The following is a 19,474-nucleotide window of genomic DNA, read 5'->3' on the forward strand; positions in this document are numbered from 1 at the left end:
AAATGACAAGAAAACTTGACTTCATGCGCCAAGTTTTCTTAGTCCACAACCCATTGCCATTCTTGTTCTTTCTTATCAAAAATGAGCCAACCTGTCTCTGTTGCTTCTTCTTTCAATTCATCGATATTATCTAGTACCTCATCCGTACTTTCATACGAACCAACTACATATACCGGAATTTCAAGACCCCTTCTTGACTCAATTTTCCCTGCTAGATCAATATAAAGACCATCTTCCATTAATGGAATAAGCCCCATGATCAATTCTTTCGAAATTGCTGGGAAAATTTTTGATTTTTGGAACAAAGAAAAACGTTTCTTACCGAAAGCACCGAGTTTATAAGGAATGACTTTACTTAACATGCCTACAAAATCAGCAATTCTACGATAATACACTTTGTTGTACCATCCATCATCATGTGAAAAATAAACAAATCTATTTTTCAATAGCGGAAAGAACGTTCTTGCAAGTGGTTCTTTTTTGTGAGCCAAATATAAAAGCTCTGCAATTTCTTTTGGCTCTAGTTCATCTAAATCGCTTGCATCATCAAAATCAACCCAACAAAATTCATCAAATTCATCAATCTCTGCTTGAATTAACTTATGTATATTTTCTTCCTCAACATATTCAAATAAAGTATGATAGTGAAAATCTGTCCATTCAAAGTTGTGCTTCAAAAGCAACACTTGATGAAGCGGTGAAGGGATGTTACTTGCAAACTCTTTAAACGTAATACCTGATGTAATAAAACAATGACCCCGACGATTACCATTAATATATATCATATTCTTTACTTGGTCAGATCCTCCAGACAAAGCACCTAGCCACCTTCGTTTTATATGTTTCAATTCTATAGCATATTTTAACATGAAAAATTTTAGAAACATAGAAAAAAATTCAAAAACTATTTACAATTTCATGTGTTTTATTACATAGTGATTACAAGAAAAAACACCTGCTCGTGAGCAGGCGTTTTTAAAGGATTTCATCTGGGTTTTGAGGATGATGATTTCCCTCTTTCTTTTCATCTTTTTGGAACATCGATTGAATTTTATCAATTGTTTGTGGAGCTAATTCAATCATTTTTTCTGCTAAATGTGTCGCATTTTGTAGATGCAGAATATTTACTCCATCTTTATTCACTACAAGAAATGCTACTGGTGTAATAGAAACACCACCCGCGCTACCGCCACCAAATGCAGGGTTACCATTCGCTCTTTGTCCATCATTCGTTTGGAAATCAGAACCTCCTGCTCCAAACCCGAACGCAACTTTAGAAACCGTTAACACCACACCACCGTCAGCCGTTTGAACAGGCTCTCCAACAATCGTATTTACATCGACCATTTCTTTTAAATTTTCCATTGCCGCTTTCATTAATCCTTGAATTGGATGATCCACCGTTCATAACCTCCTTTGTCATATCTTTCCTAGTTTTTCCGAAAGTTGGTGAACTAAACATAAAATTTTATATTGATATTAAAAATATTTTTTATAATCTCCGCAGAGACAAAAAACACCCTTTGAATTGTAAGGATGTCTCTAACAATTCAAAGGGCACTTCAAATTTGATATTTTTTATTTTTCCATGCAAGATAATTAAGTATATAAAATAACGGATTTGAAGAATGAAAATAATTAATATATATAGTGTAAATCTTCGTATCTTAGATTTACAAGTTGTTGCACGTAACCTTTTTTGTGCCACTTCATATTAAATAACTCTATTATTTCCCCTCATATTCTCACTTCAAGGTCATAATTACCTGTCTTTCAACAAAACCAAACTCTTCATACATCTCTTTCGCAAAATTTCCAGCAAATACATTCAAACGAATTTCCGAATAATTTTTTTGTAATTCCTTAATACCAGCCCCCATTAACTTTCTTGACAACCCTTTCCCGCGGTACTCTGGAAAAACATACAATTCGTATATAAATCCTAGTTTTTCATGAGAAAAATAGTCCGTATTTTCCCCTATTAATATCCATCCCATTACATTGTTTTTTTCTTTAACGACTAAATAATATGCTCCCTTTTCTACAATCGGCTTTGTAATTTCAATCGCTTTCTCTCTACTTAACTGACAATTTCCCCTCGTACCTTCAAAAAGCGATTGAGCTGCATATTGTATTATTTCTTCCGTTTCTTCCCGATTTGCCTTTTCTATCATTTTTCACAACTCTCCTCTTTAATAGGCATTAATATTGCTCGTTCAAGTTCCTCCGACTCAATTACCATTGCCAGCAATCCCTTTTCCGTACTCGTTTCATGAAATTCGCCCTTCTCCCAAAACACAGCTTGTCCCGCTTCCACCTTCACTTTTTCTTTATCTGCTCCGCATACATATCCTTCTCCGTCCACAATAAGAAGCAGTTGCGATACAACTGCTTCATGATATCCAATTATTCCATTCTCTTGTAAATGCATAGCACCGATATGCACAATTCCTTTATGGTTTAATATTTTCGACATTATAAAATCAGATTGAAATGCTGATATGTGTTTTCCTACTTTTTCACTAAAATCAAATATCTTCATTTCTAGTCCTCCTTATACGTATAAAACCATCCTTACTGTCTGCATCATATGTCCTTCAAAATCTTCTTCAAATTCCTCTAATTGCGCAAAACCTTTCGCTTCATAAAAACGTTTTCCTTTTTCATTCGCTGCTTCTACATGAATATATAATTTCCGAATTCCTTTTAATGCCGTTAACCCTTTTTGTAATAAGGCACTTCCGATCCCTTTCCCTTGCTGATCTGGTAACAAATAAATCGCGCCTAATTCTGCTTCGTTTTGCAGTCTAACAGGTGAAAAATTCGCAAAGCCAATTACTTCTCCCTCTTCTTCCGCAACGAATAAATGTGTATTTTCGAGACGGTATTTCATTTTTTCATCAGAATAAGCCTCGTCTAAGAAACTGTCTTGAATCTTTCTCGGAATAATACCTTCGTACGTATCATGCCAAGCTATTTTCGCTACTGATTGTACAGCGTGAATGTCTTCTTGCTTCATTTCTCTAATTACATATGTCATCTCGATGTCTCCATTCTCTTAAAATTATATTCTGCTAATATACTAGAAGAAATGGCAGAACCATTTTCATAATTTACTTTAATTAATTTTAATTTCTCAATTGATGCTGTTGCATAATCAAATTTTTCATATATATGTTCCATTACACTTAAAAAATGATTTACATGTAACTTATTTGCAATTGTACAATGCGGAACCCATTTTCCTGGTACATAATATGAATTTAAATTATCATGAAAAGTTTTAAATTTATCATGATAAGAATGATGAAGTTTTAACAATTCATCTGTAATAGTCGGTGCTAAAAAGATCGTTCCGTTAGTAGGAAAAATTCCTACAGAAGGAAAAGTTATCCCAGCCATATTCTCTTGAACAGCTACAAATCCCTCTAATTTCTCCGTGTATAAATGAACATCTAACTCATTGTAGTCAGCTAATGTAATATGAGGTTCTACTCCGGCTAATTGATTCGTGCCAATGATATTTGTTATTTCATTTTGCAATTCTATTATTTTATTAGTAAACACACGATCAAATGTAGCAATAATAGCGTACATACTTCCTCACCCCTTCGTTACATGTAGCGCTTCCCATTCTTCACGAATCATTCCCATTCGAATAGAATCATAGTATGTTCCGTTATAATAACGGCATTTGCGCATTCTACCTTCTAAAGTCATTCCTATTTTCTCCGCTACCTTCATCATTCGTTCATTACCAGACCAAGTCGTGATTCCTACCCTACCAATTTCCATCTTTTCAAATAGTAAATCTCGATATAACGTTAACGTTTCTGTACCGTAGCCACCATTCCAGTAATTTGGATTATAAATAACAAGCCCCATCTCCAACCAACGCGTCGGTTTATATTCCCAATAAAACCCGACTGTCCCTATAATTTGACCGTTATGTTCTATAATTAAATTGGATAGAGGTTCTTCTTTTAAACGCGTTTGCATCCTCTCTTTATAAGACGGGTATTCTTGCATTGAGAACGGGAAATATGGCGCATCCCATTTTTTCCATTCTGGATTTTCTTCTTTAAATACAAGATTCCATAATGTCTTTATATCTAATTCTTCAATTGTACGAATTGTAACTTTATCCCCTTTTACTATTACGTTTTGCATAATTTCCTCCTACATCTCTCTTTATTTCATATATAATTATAATATTTTTTCAGAAAAATCAAAACGAATATCGATTATAAAAAGATAATAAAAAATAGAAGGCTCCATACCTCCTATTTCATCTTTTCTATCTCAACTAAAATACCTTTCTCTATCCAGCCTTCTACTCCATCTCTTTTAATTAAATCATATCCTGAACATCTGTTATCAATGAGAGAAACAATGTCCCCTTTTCTTACGCTTATTTGTGCACAAGAAATATCAGTTTTCACTGTGTATTCACCTGAATCAAGTTGCCTAATATATTCATTTTTCACAGAGAGTAATTTATTCGTTTCTCTTTGCTTACATACCGTATAATCTTTCATCTTCTGCATAGGCTCTATGTAATAATACGGATATGTCACCCCGCCCTGCATTTCTGAGTTTGCATTAAAATCTGCTATCACTTCAAACACTGGAAAATAGTCTACATATGTATAAGAAAACGTATCGCCTGCTCTTGTCCTCTGAATGATAAATGCGTTTAATTGTCCTGCTTCTTTAATCGCATTTCCACCGTCAATCGCAATAATCTTTTTCTTGCTATCAATAACTGGATTATTAGATGGTGCTTCATCAGAATAGTTTACAACAGGCCAATGACCGACAACTACATACTTATTTGCGCTATGTGATTTATTGAAAAACTCCGGTATTGCTATCGCATTTTTTCGTTTCGTTTCATACCAATCTTCTCTATCTTCAAGGCCAGCATGTACAAAGATATAATCTTCTGTTTCAATAGCAGTTGGCAATTCTGTTAGCCATTTTATTTCTTTTGAAAAATGGCCCATCAATATGTTTTTCAGTTCACAAATATCACTTTCTTCATTAATAGAAACGTTCAATTGACCTAGCCACTCATTAAAAATTGTATTCTTTCGCGTACATAAATAATGTATTAGCGCAGGGTTTTCATTTACAAGCGCTTCTACTACAACTTCACAATTACCTTCAATTACATACACGTTTGGCTTACTAACTACAAGATCCATCACATAGTTTACAACGCCGATGCTGTCTCTTCCTTTCTCACAAAGATCGCCATTAATAATTAAATAATCCTCATCTTGAAAATTAACTTTATGTAGTAGTTCCTTAAAAAGATCTAATTCTCCATGAATATCAGAAATAATGATGACTCTTACATCATTTGGTATAGACAATTTCTTTATTTTTTCCAAGTATAAACGCTCCTAACATTCTCTAAATTCAATATTCCCTTGTTAATTTCTAATATTCGACAAATTATATTACTAAACCTGTTCCTAGCTCAGATCTGAAAAAGAAAATAGGCTCCATATATTTTCGCACACGGAACCTACTTAGTATTATAACTCTTTATAAAAAGAATAACTTACCTTATCATAGCCCTCTCTTTCGTAAAAACGATGTGCTTCAATTCTTGGAAACGCGGATGTTAGAACGATAGAACCGCACCCTTTTTCTTTCCCCCATTTTTCTACATAGGACAGCAGAACCTTACCATAACCTTTTGATCTGTGAGCTTCCGCAGTTACAAGGTCATATACGAAAACATGTTTCTCATTATAAAAATTCGTACAAATTGCTACACCGGCCAGACTCACAGCTTCATCCTCTTCATTACGTAGCGCCAATAGTTTATAATTTTCTTCTTTCATTTTTTGAAATAAAGAACTCGCTTCTTCTCTTGAAAGCTTCGTTCGTAATTGCTGTAATACTGGGAATACATCATGTAAGTCTGCCTCTGTTACTACCGCTCTAATATTCATTATGAACCTCCCCTTACTATTTATAAAATTTTCTAAATGTTATATCATCATTATAGAAAGCGACTGCCCTTAGCTTAAGTGACAGTTCTATTCTTTTTTATAAGGCCAGTATAAAAAGGAGCGTCTATAAATGGATCTGACTATCCCATTAGTATTAAAAAGTAAAACACCCATTTACTTACAAATTTATGAATATATAAAACGAGAAATCTCTCATGGGTCACTATGTGCCGGTACACGCCTACCTTCTCACAGAAATTTAGCTATGCAACTTAATGTGAGCCGTATTACAGTTGAATCTGCTTATCAACAATTACTAGCTGAAGGGTATGTAGAAAGCAAACCGAAACGCGGGATTTTTGTTGCAGAAGTTGATATCGATGTCATTCAAAAGAAACAGCAAATTGCATCAAACAGTGCTAACAATACAGAAAGCAAACAGTATGATTATGATTGTAGTCAAGGACTTATTGATCAAAAAGCTTTTCCGATAACAAACTGGAAAAGAGCAATACAAGAAACTTTATTTCAGTATGAAAATGAATTATTTGCTAAAGAAGATTCACAAGGTGAGCTCGTTCTACGAGAACATATTTCAAAGTATTTATATCATGCTCGCGGGGTACATTCTTCACCTGATCAAATTATTATCGGAGCAGGTACGCAGCCTCTTCTTTGGCTACTACTTCAACTGCTTGGTCAAAAAAAAGAATACGGAATCGAAAATCCTGGTTTTCACCGTATTCCTGCTATGATTCAAAGTTCTGGCCTTCCTGTTCATCCTATCCCTTTAGATGATAAAGGAATTCAAATTTCCGCTTTACGTAAATCGGGTTCCAATGTAGCGTATGTCACTCCATCTCACCAATTTCCACTTGGAATCATTATGCCGTTATCTAGAAGACTCGAGTTATTAAAATGGGCGAATGATTGTAAGGGGTATATTATTGAAGATGATTACGACGGGGAATTCCGCTATATAGGAAAACCTATTCCTTCTTTACAAGGACTAGATGCAAATGAACGTGTTATTTATATGGGGACTTTCTCGAAATCCTTTTTACCTTCTTTACGAATGGGATATATCGTTTTACCACCTCATCTATTAGGAGCTTATCAAGAACTTGGTGGTATGTTTAAACAAACAGTTTCTACGCTGCAACAACTTACCTTTGCCACCTTCATTCAAAATGGTGACTGGGAACGTCATATTAACCGAAGCCGCACGTTATATAAAAGAAAACATATTTCTTTAATTAAATCTATTACAAACGAAATGGGACATAACGTTCATGTACTTGGTGAACAATCTGGACTTCATATCGTACTTCACGTTCATAACGGGATGAATGAACAAGAACTTATTTATGCGGCCGCAAAAGAACGTATTAAGTTATACCCTCTCTCCACATACGATTCTGTTCATAATAAAAGAGAAGAATCGTATGTATTACTCGGTTTTGGCAGTATTCCAGAGGATTGTATCGAAACTGTTGTCCAATTACTGAAAAAAGCCTGGTTCTCTAAATAAAAATAGCTCCACGTAAGTTATACTTACGTGGAGCTATTTCCACACACTATTTTTCTGATCTCGCAGTCCTTCCCGGACGCTTAACACCAGTTGTTTCTGTTGAATAGGAAGCTTCAATGATAGCAGTTGGATCTACAGAGAGAACGAGATCTTTCATTTTCGGATAAATGAAACGGTTTGTAATACAATAAATGATTCTCTTTTCTTCTCCTAAAAAACCACCTTCTCCATGTAGATACGTAACAGATAATTGCAATTCTTTCATAAGTAGATCGCCTATTTCTTTATTTTTACCAGAAATAATCATAACGCTCTTTCCTTGATTTATACCATCTAATATGAAATCAATCATCTTCGTAACAATATAGAAAATTGCTAATGAGAACATCGCTTGTTCGATTGAAAATAAAATCGCTACAAATGTGAAAATAACTGCATTTACCGCAAGTAAAAATGTACTAATCGGTACTTTAAAGTGTTTGTTCATCCAAACTGCTAACATTTCTGATCCGTCTATTGCTCCACCCATTTTAACAACGATCCCAACGCCAATTCCAAACAATACTCCGCCATAAAGTACAATTAATAGTTCAGAAGTTGTAATCGCAGGAAATGGTTTTAAATAAATTAATCCGAGTGTTGTAACTACATTTGCATAAGATGTACGGATGAAGAACTTCTTCCCCATTACTTTTGCGGTAAATAGCAGGATAGGAATATTAAGTCCTAAAAACACTCCGTACAGCGGTAATCCAGCAACTTTATTTGCCATGATAGCAATGGCCGTTACCCCGCCATCTACTAATCCATTAGGTGCTAAAATAAGTTCTAATGAACCCGCTACAATAATCGATCCAATTGTTAATAATATGTATTCAAATAACCTTTTCATTCATTACCCCCAAAACTTATATATTTTCTTAGTATTATTTTAACGTAATTTTACTACTAATTCAAAGATATGAGTTTATATACACAAAAGTTTCACCTTTACAGTGATTTTTTATGTAATTTTTTTACAAAAACACACTTACATATTACAGTAAGTGTGCTCCAAACATTTATTTAAGTTTTGAGTATGAATTCATTTTCATTTTTAATATTTCATCAACTGCCCTATTATATCCACCAGCATTTCGAAGTGACTCTCCAACTTTACGACTATTTTCCTTAAACCTTACATCATTCGTGACTTTCTCTACAGCTTCACGTAACAATTCAGAAGTTAATTCTTTACGATTAAGCCTTATTCCAGCCCCTACTTCATTCACTCGTTTCGCAACTAAAGGCTGATCTCCTGTTACCGGAATTACAACTAACGGAACACCGTAATATAGTGCTTCACTCGAACTATTCATGCCACCGTGTGTCACGAATACATCAGCATACTGTAACACTTCTAATTGCGGCACATAATTAAACAATTTAAAGTTATTCGGAATGTTTTCAAATTGACTTATATTTATCTTCTTACCAACAACCAATATAACTGTCGCTTCTGCATCTTTAAATGCTTCAAAACATTTTTCATATAGCTCAGGTTGTTCATTAAAAACTGTTCCCATAGAAATGAAAATCAATTTTTTATCTTTTAAATCTTCCATAGGAAAACTGCCTACTTCTTTACGCATAGCAATGGATGGGCCGACAAACTTATACGATTCATCGAATACATCTGAACGTGGTTGATATTCCTTTGAAGTATATACAATAGTAATATCACCAGGATGATTCATAATATCATACATACTATTACATTTCATTCCATACTGTTTATTCCATTTTTCTATTCCCGCTAAACAAGATTGATACAATGGATTCGTTTCATCTACTTTTCTTGATTCATGTTCATCGTTAAAAGTAATATATTGATTAAAAGCAAACGTTGTACAAGAAGAAACGCTAGGTAATTTTAAAGCATTGGCTATAATACGTCCTACCGGAAAATGATTATCGTATATCATGTAATCGTACTTTTCCCCTTTTGTTTCTTCTACAATTTGAGTAACAATACGCTCTGATGCTTCAATCATATGAGATAGCATCGTCAAAGGACTCCCGCCTTCATTTACTCGCTCCATAATATTAATTTGAGAGAGGAAATTCTCAAACACTCGGAATTCTGCACCTGTTGCTTCAATCTTCTTTCTATAATCTTCAATACAATACGAAACAACTGTCTCTCCTCGCCGAATTAACTCACTTACAATAGCTAAAGTCGGATTTATATGACCTTCTCCAGGGAAATTTATTACGAGTACATTTGCCATCATATTCTCTCCTATCTAATATTATTAATAATTAATTATGTTAATTAATTTAATACTATTATAAAGGAATCTATTCTACTTATTCATATTTTTCTCTTCATTTTATTATTGAGAAATATTTTTCATAACCTACATTATAACTCTCATAAAAGCACGCTTAACTCTTCATTTACTGAAAAATACGAGATTTACATTAAAGTATTTTTATAGATTTATCAACAGAATATTATTTTGATAATTCATACAAAACTAGAAAAATAAAATTTCCATACTTATTTCTCACCATAAATTTATTTAAGTTCTATGTTTTCCACATCATTATCCTCTTAGTACATATTCTGTTATATAATGAATTTATAGAATTTACAGAAAAAGGAGCAACTTCATGCTACAACAACTATTCACTTCACCTATTTTATCTGTTCAAACTTTACACCCAGGTTATGAAGACCATGCAAGCGATGTGTTTCTCGTCCGAACAGAAGGTGCAGAAGTTATCGTTCGTTCTTCTAAAATGGATGAAGAACCAAATAATGATTTTTGGTGGGGGTGTAAAAACCTATTTGGAATGGATCCAAGGAACGTACATCATATAGAAGCTGTGCATACATTGCTGCAAGAACATACTAACCTTCCTATCCCAGCAATATTAGAAAAACATATTTTAAATGGGCGTGAATTCGTTGTAGCCGAAAAGTTAGTAGGTAACACAGTTCAATCTTTTATCGGGCAACCAGATTCTATTTTATTCAGTCTAGGAAAAGGGCTTGCAGAAATACATACATTCAAAGCCGATTACATAGGAAATGTGTCAGGTTCCTTCCAAATTACACTAGATGAATTCCAATCACACATTTTAAATGTGAGTAAAGAGCTTGTGAATATGTTTTATTCCGATAATGAACACATACAAAATGTATTTCCTACTTTTGAATCACAACTTTCTTCCTTACCAGCACCAAAGAAATCAACGCTCGTTTTAATTGATATGGACCCTACTCAGTTTTTATCAGATGGTACAACTATTACAGGTTTAGTAGATACAGAAGCCTACGCAGTTGCTCCAAGGGAGTTTGATTTTATCGGCTTAGAATATATATTTACTGAAAAAGAGGCTCATGCTTTTAAACTAGGTTACGAAACCATCATGCCCATTCCTGACCTTGCAGAATGTAGATCTCCCTATCGATATTTGTACCGATTATTATCTGTTCAGGGCAGCGTGGAGTTAAAAAAGTGGCTAAGTCATCCATCCTATTTTTAAATATGAATGCGAGGGATTATGAAATGAATATTGAACGAAAGAAATCTTTAACTACGAACGAAATTCAGCAAATGAAAGATTTAGCTCATATTTGTGGGCAACACGATCAAATTGATTACTCTTCAGATTTACATGTAAACTTTTTAACTGCTCGTAACAATGAAGAGATATATGATTTCCTATTTTATGATAATACTCAATTAATTGGTGTATTAAGTATGTATGACTTTGAAAGACCGACAAAACTGGAGTTACTAGGGTTTGTTCATCCGAACTATAGGAAACAACATATAGGCACTACTCTTCTACAAACCGCAATGAAAGAAATACGAACAAGAGAGGCAAATGAAGCTCTTCTTATTATGAATGGAGATTCTATTTCTGGGAAAGAATTTGCAAAACGTTTGAAGTTACCTTATTTATATAGTGAATATAGTATGGCGTTCAAAACAAAAGAAGGGCCAAAAACAACAAAGCATACTATACAGCTTACTCTTGCATCTTCAGAATCACTTCTTGATCTTATTGAACTTTCCAGTAAAGCTTTTGGAGATTCAGTAGAAAATACCGCTACATGGTTACAAAAAATGATGAGTTCACCTTCTCATCAAGTTTACAGTGCTCTTATCGACGACAAAGTGATAGGAACGATTACAGTTTCTGAGCATGAGCAATCTACTACACTATCAGGCTTCGCCGTTCATCCTTCTTATCAAGGTAAAGGATACGGAAAAGATATTCTTAGTTATATGGTACATACCCTTATTTCAGAAGGAATATCAACAATTGAATTAGACGTCGAAACGAAAAATAACAATGCTTTAAAACTATATACACAATGTGGTTTTGAAATAAAAACGAAGCATGATTATTATAATGTAATGAATCTTGATGTGAATACATATGTCTAAAAAACTAATTTATTCTGATTATGATATTTTCGCATCCATTTATAATAAACATTGGGGGCATTACGCTGAACACTCCTATCTACTTTTGGAAAAACTCGTTTTACAATATGCACCACCTCATTCTCATATTTTAGATCTTTGCTGCGGGACTGGTCACCTTACTAAGAAATTAATTGATAATACTTTTGTAGTAACTGGTATAGATGGTTCTGTTCAAATGATTGAATACGCACGTCAAAACGCGCCAGACGCAACCTTTATCGTCGATGATGCTCGTTATTTCAATATAAATGAACAATTTCACTATGTTATCTCTACCGGTGATAGCTTAAACCATATTTTAAAATTAGATGAATTAAAAAATGTTTTTCGTAATGTTTACTCCGTATTACATAGCGAAGGTACATTCGTATTTGATATGAATATGGAGAAAGGTTTTCTTGAAAATTGGATTGCTTCATTTCATATTTCAGCGGAAGAATATGTATGTACGATTGACTCTACCTATGATAACGAAAATAAAAAAGCAATAATGAACTTTATACTATTTAAACATGATCTAGATAATGCTTGGACAAGAAGTGACTTTTCTTTTGAGGAAGCTTGTTATTCCAATGAAGAAATAATTTCTTCGTTGGAATCTGTAGGTTTTAAGAACATTCAAATACACGGTACAAATAGAGCATTTTTCATTTGTCAAAAATAAAAAAACTGAATCATAACGATTCAGTTTTTTCTTAGTATATTTACGACAGCAGCCGTTTCATTATTTTCTTTATACACTCGCGGGATTCTTCTGTCTAGCATACATGTAACTTCATAGTTAATGGTACCTAACATATCTGCGATTTCTTCTACTGCAATGTTTTCTTCGCCTTGTTTACCGTAGAATACTACTTCATCCCCAACCTGTACTGGCATTGCTTTTGAAACGTCTAACATGAGCTGATCCATACAAACACGGCCAATAACAGGTACTCGAACTCCATTTATTAATGCATGCCCTTTATTAGATAACTGACGATTATAGCCATCAGCATAGCCAATCGGTACAGTTGCAATCCATTCTTCACCCGTCGTTACATACGTATTCCCATAACTTACACCGCGATTCTTCTTCGCATGTTTAATATGAGCTATTTTTGATTTTAACGACAACGCAGGCTGTAAAGAAACAACTGAATGATCTACCTCTTTTGAAGGGTACATTCCATAAATTCCAATACCTACACGAACCATATTTTGAAATGTATTACTTAGTTCCATTGAACCTGCACTATTTGAACTATGAATATATGGAATATGAATTCCTAATTCTTTTGCTGCATTGACAGCTTTCTCAAATAAACTTGTTTGCATATTCGTATATGATTTATCAATTTCATCTGCCGTAGAGTAATGTGTAAACATTCCTACTACCTCTACATACTCCATACGGTTTAATTCTTCTAAAAATGGTTTAACCTCTTCTTCTTGTAAACCGATACGACTCATTCCTGTATCAATTTTCACCTGAATTTGCGCTTTCTTTTGAAGACGGTTTGCGATTTCATTTATACCATGTAAATCTTCACTTCTATAAACAGTCATCATAACGTCATATTGAATTGCCTCTTCAGCAGCTGCTACTGATGTATAGCCTAAAATTAAAATCGGCACGTTAATTCCTGCTTCTCTTAACTCTATCGCTTCATCTACAAATGCAACTGCAAGCTGATTTATTCCTGCTTCAATAGCAGCTTTCGCAACTTCAACTGCCCCGTGGCCATACCCATTTGCTTTTACAGCAGCCATCATTGCAATATTTTCATCATTCACTCGTTTTTTAAATTCTTTTACATTATGTTTTACTGCATTTAAGTCAACTTCAATAATTGTATCTCTTCCATATTTCAAACTCATTGGTCTAACTCCTAACTCAATAATTGCATTCCATTCTATTTCACGTTTCATATGACCTTTTACAATATAATACTTTTCAATATGCTAGTCAAACTACTAGAATTTTCGGAATTTTGAGTATGATATAATACCCTTAAGAAACTATTATATACGGAGATGAGGAGAATTACAATGTTTGTAGAATCTGCCTTGCATCAACTTAAAGTTGCTGTTGATACTTCTATTCAAATGCTTAACCAATATAATGAAGACACTTTAAAAATACGCCCCATTCACTCGAAGCGATCAGTATTTGAAATGTGTGCACATCTTTCTCTTATTTGCCATGCAGATCTACTCATTTTAAATGGGATTACGGAAAAACAACTACATACTTTCTATAAAGAACAAACACCCGAAACAATTACGCAAATACAACAAACGATGATACAGGGCTACGATTTACTTTCTAAAACTTTTTTATCCTATTCCAATGAACAATTAGCGGAAATGAAGACTGCTTATTGGGGGATTTCTTATTCACGCTTTGAATGGTTGCTTGAAATTGTTGCACACTTTTATCATCATCGTGGGCAAATTCATATTTTATTGTGTGAGCATACGAAAGATCCCCACATTCCTTTATTTGAATGATTTTTCACTCATTCATTATTTATAAATAGAGAAGCTATAAAACCAATAAAAAGTATCATTCCTAATAAAATAAATGTTTGGGCATAACTTCCTATTTTCATAAGATAAATAGAAATGATGGGTCCTATACTAGTGCCTAAAAATAAAATAAAGGTATAAATAGAAACTGCTATTCCCCTTGCTTTCCCTCCCAATTGGCCGACAAGAGCGACTAAAGACGGTACGGATATAGCAATACCTATTACAAAACAGACACTCATTATGACAAGAAGAGGCAAATACGAAACAAAGCCCATTGCGCTTAGACTAAAAATAGCGACTAGCAATCCACCTTGCAGAACCTTCCTTACTTCGAACCTCTTTGTTAAACGACCTGTAAGTGGTGACAGCAGCATACCAATTAGCCCCGCTAAGCGAAAATAAAGGATTTGTTCTGCAGTTAAATTATAAGTAGGAGAGCTCAAATAATTCCCTAAAACAGTATACATATTAACAAAAGCCATTAATAAAACAAACGCAATCATATAGCTCAATAATAAGCTTTTATGTGTAAAGACTTTACCTATCTGTTTAATCGGTCCCAAAATATCAGTATAAGATTGAGATATCTCCCCTTTCGGAAGAGAATACTGAATCCATACAGCAGTAATCATATAGACAATGCTAAGAAGAAAGAACACCATATGCCATCCAAAATGTTGACTAACAACCGTACTTATTACCTGCCCTACAATTCCAGCTACTAAAAAACCCGTACTAACAAATCCTATTGTTGTAACCTTTTTTTCTACTGGAAACATTTCTACAACGTAAGCTAACGCTACCGGAGAAAATGTAGCTGCTGCAATACCCTGTAAGCCCCTAAAAATAACAAGCCACAATATACTATCCACAAACCCTAAGGAAAACGAAATAATCGACAGAGCAAGTAATCCAATGAAGATCACTTTTTTCCGCCCATATTTATCAGAGATTGCCCCAAATAACAAGCAACCAATAGCAAAGCCAACAGAAAATATACTGCCTGTAGCTGCAGCTTGTGCTAGTGAAACATTAAAAAGGTCTGAAAATAGTGCAATTAAAGGGATTGTTACATATAAGCTAGACATCACTACCATACCCGACCAACATAATACAACGGTCATTATTGTATAATTCTTTTCACTATTTATTTCCTTTCCTATTTCCATCATAATATCTCTCCCTTATTACAATTTTTTATCAATTTAAAACCTCTAAAGCACGCTTACTTATTTTAATTACATCGTAAAAAACATGACAGATCATGAAATTAGTTAAACATATAATAAGGTAAGCTAATTATATTTCCAAATAAATAAGTTGACCCTTATAATCAACTTATTTACCTACCTTCTCCTAATTTCACCTGCATATTTACTTGCATTTTATTTAATAACCTTTCTAAAACTTGACGCTCTTCTTGATTAAAATCGTCAACTAACGAAGCGCAAGATAACCAAAAAGTTGGTAAAGAGTGCGTAACTAATTCTTTTCCTTTTGGAGTAATTTTCACTTTTAATCTTCTTCGATCTTTAGAATGATGGAATCTTACGATTAACTCTCGTTTCTCCATCCAATCTAATAGACCAGTGACAGAAGCACGTGTTATCCCTAATCGACTCGCAATATCAGAAGGGCTCATATTCACTTCTTCCCCATTGGATTCCATTTCACGTAAAATAAACAACAGTAAAAAATCTAATTTACTTTCCGAAATACCAAGCGGAGCTAAATCTACGTCAACAGAATCAAGAACATTATCAGACGTCCATAACATTAACAAACCAATTTTTGCTGCGATTGGATCCGTATCTGCTGATGCCGTCTTTTTTATTAACTCTGCATACGGCCCAATCCCTAAAGGAAGAGAATCATTTCTTGAATTCATCCATCTTCAGTCTCCTTTCCCTTTAATTAGCTTACCTAACTACTTTTATTATACGCACATTTTTCCTTTTATTGCAAGAATATTGTTACAAAAAAATCCTGTCATAAAAACAGGATTTTTCAACCTGACTAACTATTATTTTTAAATAATACGAAACTTCTTTAAGGCAAATAAAATACCGCCTTCACTTGATTTCTTTGTAACGAAATCAGCTCTTATTTTTAACTCTTCTCCACCATTCCCCATCGCAATCCCTAATCCTACATACTGCAACATCTCAATATCATTTCTACCGTCTCCAAAAGCAACCGCTTCTGATTTACAAATATTTAAGTGATCCAATACTTTTTGAATCGCAGTTAGCTTCGATACTTTATTATCTTCCAATACATTTATTACGTAATTATGAAAACGCTCAAACGTAAGCTTAGGATATCTTTCAAGAAATTTTTGAGATTCTATTTCATCTGCATACAGACATAAACAATAGACCTCTTCTGACAAATCCCTGCTTTTTTCAGGATATTTCTCTAAATTCAACGTCTCGCTAAGCGCTTGCATTACACGCTCATTATCCGAGGCAATTCCGTTCATTGCAAAACCCTCGGTAAAATAAGAAATACCGTGACCATGTAATTTAGCAAACTCCGAAATATCATGAACGATTTCACTAGAAAGTACCGATTTATGTAGAACTGTTTCTCCACACTTAATATGTGCACCATTTGCAGAGATAATTGTATGTATGCCTAGTTCCTTAAATTGCGAGCATAAGCTATATGGTCTCCCTGTAGTAACAATTACGTGAACCCCTTTAGCTATTAATCTTTGTATCGCTTCTTTTGTACTTTCGTGCATACTTCTATCAATCTCACTTAAAAGCGTACCGTCAGCATCAAAAAACACTACTTTATACACGGTTCTTTACATCCCGTCTAAATGATTCGTATCATTAATGAAATGTACCGTTTTCTGTTCCCCATCAATTTCAATTAAGCTTATTCCCGTATCTCCCATTTTAAAATAATAATCCATTGAAATGGGCATTTTGAAAAACGCACGTAATAGACTATTTATTACACCACCGTGTGCAACAATTGCTATCCGTTCATAAGTATTCTCTGTCACGATTTTAGAAAAGATTCCTTCTATTCTCATTCTAAATTCAATAAATGATTCCCCGTTTTCAAAACGGTCATGAAGAAACTTTGGCTCTGGATATTTCTTTGCTTCTTCAAAAGATAAGCCAGCTTGCACTCCGTTATTAAACTCCATTAATTCCTCTTCTAGTTGAATTGGGCATCCAATTCCTTCAGCTAACGTTTCACCCGTTTCACGAGCACGTTTTAACGTACTTGCCCAAATGAAATCTGGCGGAAAATCTGCTTTCACTTTCTGTACAAGCCTTTGCACTTGCCGCCTTCCTTTTTCTGTTAATTCAAAGTCAGCTCGTCCTTCATGTACATGTAAAATATCTGCTTCGGATTCACCGTGTCTTATTAGTAGTATTTGCATTTATTCTCCACTCCCTCGTTTAATATCCACAAAATCCCATTATATCATATTTTTAATTTTCTATATCAAAATATATTACCTTGACAGTTTTTTAACCCATCTAGTAAACGTGTTATTCCACTTAACAATTCCAAGCACTCTAAACTTATTATTCTTTCAAAAGTGACAAACAAAAAAGTCCTATATATAAGTATAGGACTTTTTTGTCTATTAAAATTCAGCTTGAGCTGTCTTTATCAATTGGGCTTTGTAAGATACAATTCCTTTTCCTTCTGTCACACTTTTACGTTCACTTTTGAGGTCGATTGTTGCATTTTCACCGTTAATAACTAATGTCCCAGTTCCTTTTGTACCAGTGTCATCTGTCCAATCAAATATCCAGGTTGTTTCATTTTGTTTTGTAGCCTTTGTTTCGAACATACCGGTAAATGTATTATTTAGGCGCTGTTCTACATTCAGCGTAGCTTTATCTATATTCGGATTAGATTCAGTAGTTCCCCATGTTTGAATGAATACACTTACCTGATTCTCACTATTACTATCAACAGGGTCGAAGAACGCCTTTAGCGGTTTTAATTGTTCCGCATTGTTTTTCAGGTTACCACTTGGGGTATTCGCATTAGATTGATTTTCACCTGAGTTGCTATCAGACTTTGGCATTGCTTGCTTTGCTCTCTCTTCCTCCATTGCTTTTTCTGCTGATCTCGTTAGGACAATTGGGTAATCCCCTTGAGTAATGCGTATTTTATCCCTACTAAGTTTTTCTAACTTAAATTCTAAAGCTGGTTCTTGATGAGTACCAGGATACATAAATGTATATTCTGGTTTCCCTGAAAGAACATTTTGTTGTATATTTGTAAAATTCACTACCGCAGTATAGTCAGTTTCATATAAAGCCATTGCAGAAACTTCAATTATATTTTGACCTTTTTCAACTATCTTATAGAAGTATGTATTATCCTTTTCACTCTGCCACATTCCTTTTAGCCCTTTCGTTGCATCTGATGCATACTCCTTAATTATGATAGGTACCTTCCTGATTAAATGTCCATTCTGCTTATTATTTTTATAACTAACTTCAATTTCCACACTTTTTTTTGAAGGCGACTCGTTTACAATGATGTTCACTTGCCCACTATCGGTTATTTTTGCCTTAACAACATTTTCGTCTTTTGATTTAACAGATAGAAATTCCTTTTCATCTACTCCTAAGTTTATCGTATTTTCTTTCGCTGTTCCTTGATCATATAATCTTAAGGATAAATCAATGTTTTTTTCTTCACCAGGCTTCAGCGATACTTCTTTAAGGTTCGGAATAAGTTCTTTGGCTATTACACTTGCATCTGCTTTTTCCCCATTCACATTTGTTTTTTGTTCTTCTTTCTTCGGTTCTGTTTGTTTCTTCTCAGTTTGCTGTCGCTCTGTATTCATTTTTGCCCCCTGTGATTGATACACAAAAATTGCAGCAATACACACAATAATAATCCCTATTAAAATAATAATTCCCTTTTTCACAAATTCCCCTCAATTCTACTTTGGATAACTATTTATATATAAAATTGACTAAGACATT

22 protein-coding genes are annotated in these 19,474 nt (G+C 34.0%); 5 read left to right on the forward strand and 17 right to left on the reverse strand.

What is annotated here, in order from left to right:
* Positions 1-38: 38 nt before the first annotated feature.
* The 9 genes from BAQ44_RS10825 to BAQ44_RS10865 form a co-directional block, all read right to left on the reverse strand.
* Entirely contained in the window at positions 39-815 is a 777-nt protein-coding gene (locus tag BAQ44_RS10825; protein ID WP_061678612.1) for a hypothetical protein, read from the reverse strand.
* 160 nt (positions 816-975) lie between these two features.
* The gene (gene ytfJ, locus BAQ44_RS10830; protein ID WP_000349987.1) at positions 976-1,401 is read right to left on the reverse strand and encodes a GerW family sporulation protein; all 426 of its coding nucleotides are present in this window, start codon (positions 1,399-1,401) and stop codon (positions 976-978) included.
* A gap of 344 nt (positions 1,402-1,745) precedes the next feature.
* Positions 1,746-2,174: a GNAT family N-acetyltransferase gene (locus BAQ44_RS10835; protein ID WP_071721662.1), complete on the reverse strand. Its 429-nt coding sequence runs from the start codon at positions 2,172-2,174 to the stop codon at positions 1,746-1,748.
* The gene (locus tag BAQ44_RS10840; protein ID WP_071721663.1) at positions 2,171-2,542 is read right to left on the reverse strand and encodes a cupin domain-containing protein; all 372 of its coding nucleotides are present in this window, start codon (positions 2,540-2,542) and stop codon (positions 2,171-2,173) included. The genes BAQ44_RS10835 and BAQ44_RS10840 overlap by 4 nt, the downstream gene beginning before the upstream one ends.
* A 12-nt stretch (positions 2,543-2,554) precedes the next feature.
* Positions 2,555-3,040, reverse strand: a complete 486-nt coding sequence (locus BAQ44_RS10845; protein WP_063261365.1) for a GNAT family N-acetyltransferase — start codon at positions 3,038-3,040, stop codon at positions 2,555-2,557.
* A complete protein-coding gene (locus BAQ44_RS10850; protein ID WP_071721664.1) occupies positions 3,037-3,597 on the reverse strand; it encodes a 2'-5' RNA ligase family protein in 561 nt (186 codons plus the stop codon). Before BAQ44_RS10850 ends, BAQ44_RS10845 begins: the two co-directional genes overlap by 4 nt.
* Before the next feature lie 6 nt (positions 3,598-3,603).
* Positions 3,604-4,170, reverse strand: a complete 567-nt coding sequence (locus tag BAQ44_RS10855; RefSeq protein WP_071721665.1) for a GNAT family N-acetyltransferase — start codon at positions 4,168-4,170, stop codon at positions 3,604-3,606.
* A gap of 113 nt (positions 4,171-4,283) precedes the next feature.
* A complete protein-coding gene (locus BAQ44_RS10860) occupies positions 4,284-5,396 on the reverse strand; it encodes a metallophosphoesterase (RefSeq protein ID WP_071721666.1) in 1,113 nt (370 codons plus the stop codon).
* A 147-nt stretch (positions 5,397-5,543) separates the two neighbouring features.
* A complete protein-coding gene (locus BAQ44_RS10865; RefSeq protein WP_071721667.1) occupies positions 5,544-5,966 on the reverse strand; it encodes a GNAT family N-acetyltransferase in 423 nt (140 codons plus the stop codon).
* Positions 5,967-6,096: 130 nt separating this feature from the next.
* On the opposite strand from BAQ44_RS10865, the gene pdxR reads away from it, so the two are divergent.
* Complete coding sequence (pdxR, locus tag BAQ44_RS10870; RefSeq protein WP_071721668.1) at positions 6,097-7,497, forward strand: MocR-like pyridoxine biosynthesis transcription factor PdxR; 1,401 nt, start codon at positions 6,097-6,099, stop codon at positions 7,495-7,497.
* A gap of 46 nt (positions 7,498-7,543) precedes the next feature.
* Here pdxR and BAQ44_RS10875 read toward each other — a convergent pair whose 3' ends face one another.
* Together BAQ44_RS10875 and BAQ44_RS10880 are read right to left on the reverse strand one after the other, a co-directional pair.
* Positions 7,544-8,389: a YitT family protein gene (locus BAQ44_RS10875; RefSeq protein WP_061676411.1), complete on the reverse strand. Its 846-nt coding sequence runs from the start codon at positions 8,387-8,389 to the stop codon at positions 7,544-7,546.
* Positions 8,390-8,558: 169 nt separating this feature from the next.
* A complete protein-coding gene (locus tag BAQ44_RS10880; RefSeq protein WP_071721669.1) occupies positions 8,559-9,767 on the reverse strand; it encodes a macrolide family glycosyltransferase in 1,209 nt (402 codons plus the stop codon).
* A 385-nt stretch (positions 9,768-10,152) separates the two neighbouring features.
* On the opposite strand from BAQ44_RS10880, the gene BAQ44_RS10885 reads away from it, so the two are divergent.
* The 3 genes from BAQ44_RS10885 to BAQ44_RS10895 are packed head-to-tail and all read left to right on the forward strand — an operon-like array spanning position 10,153 to position 12,648.
* The gene (locus BAQ44_RS10885; RefSeq protein WP_071721670.1) at positions 10,153-11,031 is read left to right on the forward strand and encodes a nitrate reductase; all 879 of its coding nucleotides are present in this window, start codon (positions 10,153-10,155) and stop codon (positions 11,029-11,031) included.
* Positions 11,032-11,054: 23 nt separating this feature from the next.
* The gene (locus BAQ44_RS10890; RefSeq protein ID WP_063261369.1) at positions 11,055-11,942 is read left to right on the forward strand and encodes a GNAT family N-acetyltransferase; all 888 of its coding nucleotides are present in this window, start codon (positions 11,055-11,057) and stop codon (positions 11,940-11,942) included.
* Positions 11,935-12,648, forward strand: a complete 714-nt coding sequence (locus tag BAQ44_RS10895) for a class I SAM-dependent methyltransferase (protein WP_063261359.1) — start codon at positions 11,935-11,937, stop codon at positions 12,646-12,648. Before BAQ44_RS10890 ends, BAQ44_RS10895 begins: the two co-directional genes overlap by 8 nt.
* Before the next feature lie 20 nt (positions 12,649-12,668).
* On the opposite strand, the gene alr is transcribed toward BAQ44_RS10895, so the two are convergent.
* Positions 12,669-13,844, reverse strand: a complete 1,176-nt coding sequence (alr, locus tag BAQ44_RS10900) for an alanine racemase (RefSeq protein WP_061676495.1) — start codon at positions 13,842-13,844, stop codon at positions 12,669-12,671.
* 171 nt (positions 13,845-14,015) lie between these two features.
* On the opposite strand from alr, the gene BAQ44_RS10905 reads away from it, so the two are divergent.
* Positions 14,016-14,477, forward strand: a complete 462-nt coding sequence (locus BAQ44_RS10905) for a DinB family protein (protein ID WP_061676415.1) — start codon at positions 14,016-14,018, stop codon at positions 14,475-14,477.
* An 8-nt stretch (positions 14,478-14,485) separates the two neighbouring features.
* Here BAQ44_RS10905 and BAQ44_RS10910 read toward each other — a convergent pair whose 3' ends face one another.
* The 5 genes from BAQ44_RS10910 to BAQ44_RS10930 form a co-directional block, all read right to left on the reverse strand.
* The gene (locus BAQ44_RS10910) at positions 14,486-15,667 is read right to left on the reverse strand and encodes an MFS transporter (protein ID WP_063261368.1); all 1,182 of its coding nucleotides are present in this window, start codon (positions 15,665-15,667) and stop codon (positions 14,486-14,488) included.
* 173 nt (positions 15,668-15,840) lie between these two features.
* Positions 15,841-16,386 carry a MarR family winged helix-turn-helix transcriptional regulator gene (locus BAQ44_RS10915; RefSeq protein ID WP_071721671.1) on the reverse strand — a complete coding sequence of 182 codons (546 nt, stop codon included), beginning with the start codon at positions 16,384-16,386 and terminating at the stop codon, positions 15,841-15,843.
* A gap of 141 nt (positions 16,387-16,527) precedes the next feature.
* A complete protein-coding gene (locus tag BAQ44_RS10920) occupies positions 16,528-17,304 on the reverse strand; it encodes a Cof-type HAD-IIB family hydrolase (RefSeq protein WP_071721672.1) in 777 nt (258 codons plus the stop codon).
* A 6-nt stretch (positions 17,305-17,310) separates the two neighbouring features.
* Positions 17,311-17,901, reverse strand: coding sequence for a histidine phosphatase family protein (locus BAQ44_RS10925; protein ID WP_071721673.1), 591 nt, complete (start codon positions 17,899-17,901; stop codon positions 17,311-17,313).
* A 210-nt stretch (positions 17,902-18,111) separates the two neighbouring features.
* Entirely contained in the window at positions 18,112-19,416 is a 1,305-nt protein-coding gene (locus BAQ44_RS10930) for a hypothetical protein (protein WP_071721674.1), read from the reverse strand.
* Positions 19,417-19,474 lie beyond the last annotated feature (58 nt).

Source organism: Bacillus mobilis (assembly GCF_001884045.1).
In the GTDB taxonomy this organism is placed as follows: domain Bacteria; phylum Bacillota; class Bacilli; order Bacillales; family Bacillaceae_G; genus Bacillus_A; species Bacillus_A mobilis.

Bases quoted from the DNA above. Each gene is read 5' to 3' on its own strand.
- BAQ44_RS10890 (WP_063261369.1), top strand. From the start codon at position 11,055: ATGAATATTGAACGAAAGAAATCTTTAACTACGAACGAAATTCAGCAA.
- BAQ44_RS10865 (WP_071721667.1), bottom strand. From the start codon at position 5,966: ATGAATATTAGAGCGGTAGTAACAGAGGCAGACTTACATGATGTATTC.
- pdxR (WP_071721668.1), top strand. From the start codon at position 6,097: ATGGATCTGACTATCCCATTAGTATTAAAAAGTAAAACACCCATTTAC.
- alr (WP_061676495.1), bottom strand. From the start codon at position 13,844: ATGAGTTTGAAATATGGAAGAGATACAATTATTGAAGTTGACTTAAAT.
- BAQ44_RS10905 (WP_061676415.1), top strand. From the start codon at position 14,016: ATGTTTGTAGAATCTGCCTTGCATCAACTTAAAGTTGCTGTTGATACT.
- BAQ44_RS10850 (WP_071721664.1), bottom strand. From the start codon at position 3,597: ATGTACGCTATTATTGCTACATTTGATCGTGTGTTTACTAATAAAATA.
- BAQ44_RS10925 (WP_071721673.1), bottom strand. From the start codon at position 17,901: ATGCAAATACTACTAATAAGACACGGTGAATCCGAAGCAGATATTTTA.
- BAQ44_RS10910 (WP_063261368.1), bottom strand. From the start codon at position 15,667: ATGGAAATAGGAAAGGAAATAAATAGTGAAAAGAATTATACAATAATG.
- BAQ44_RS10915 (WP_071721671.1), bottom strand. From the start codon at position 16,386: ATGAATTCAAGAAATGATTCTCTTCCTTTAGGGATTGGGCCGTATGCA.
- BAQ44_RS10885 (WP_071721670.1), top strand. From the start codon at position 10,153: ATGCTACAACAACTATTCACTTCACCTATTTTATCTGTTCAAACTTTA.
- BAQ44_RS10835 (WP_071721662.1), bottom strand. From the start codon at position 2,174: ATGATAGAAAAGGCAAATCGGGAAGAAACGGAAGAAATAATACAATAT.
- BAQ44_RS10880 (WP_071721669.1), bottom strand. From the start codon at position 9,767: ATGGCAAATGTACTCGTAATAAATTTCCCTGGAGAAGGTCATATAAAT.
- BAQ44_RS10845 (WP_063261365.1), bottom strand. From the start codon at position 3,040: ATGACATATGTAATTAGAGAAATGAAGCAAGAAGACATTCACGCTGTA.
- BAQ44_RS10840 (WP_071721663.1), bottom strand. From the start codon at position 2,542: ATGAAGATATTTGATTTTAGTGAAAAAGTAGGAAAACACATATCAGCA.
- BAQ44_RS10895 (WP_063261359.1), top strand. From the start codon at position 11,935: ATGTCTAAAAAACTAATTTATTCTGATTATGATATTTTCGCATCCATT.
- BAQ44_RS10855 (WP_071721665.1), bottom strand. From the start codon at position 4,170: ATGCAAAACGTAATAGTAAAAGGGGATAAAGTTACAATTCGTACAATT.
- BAQ44_RS10875 (WP_061676411.1), bottom strand. From the start codon at position 8,389: ATGAAAAGGTTATTTGAATACATATTATTAACAATTGGATCGATTATT.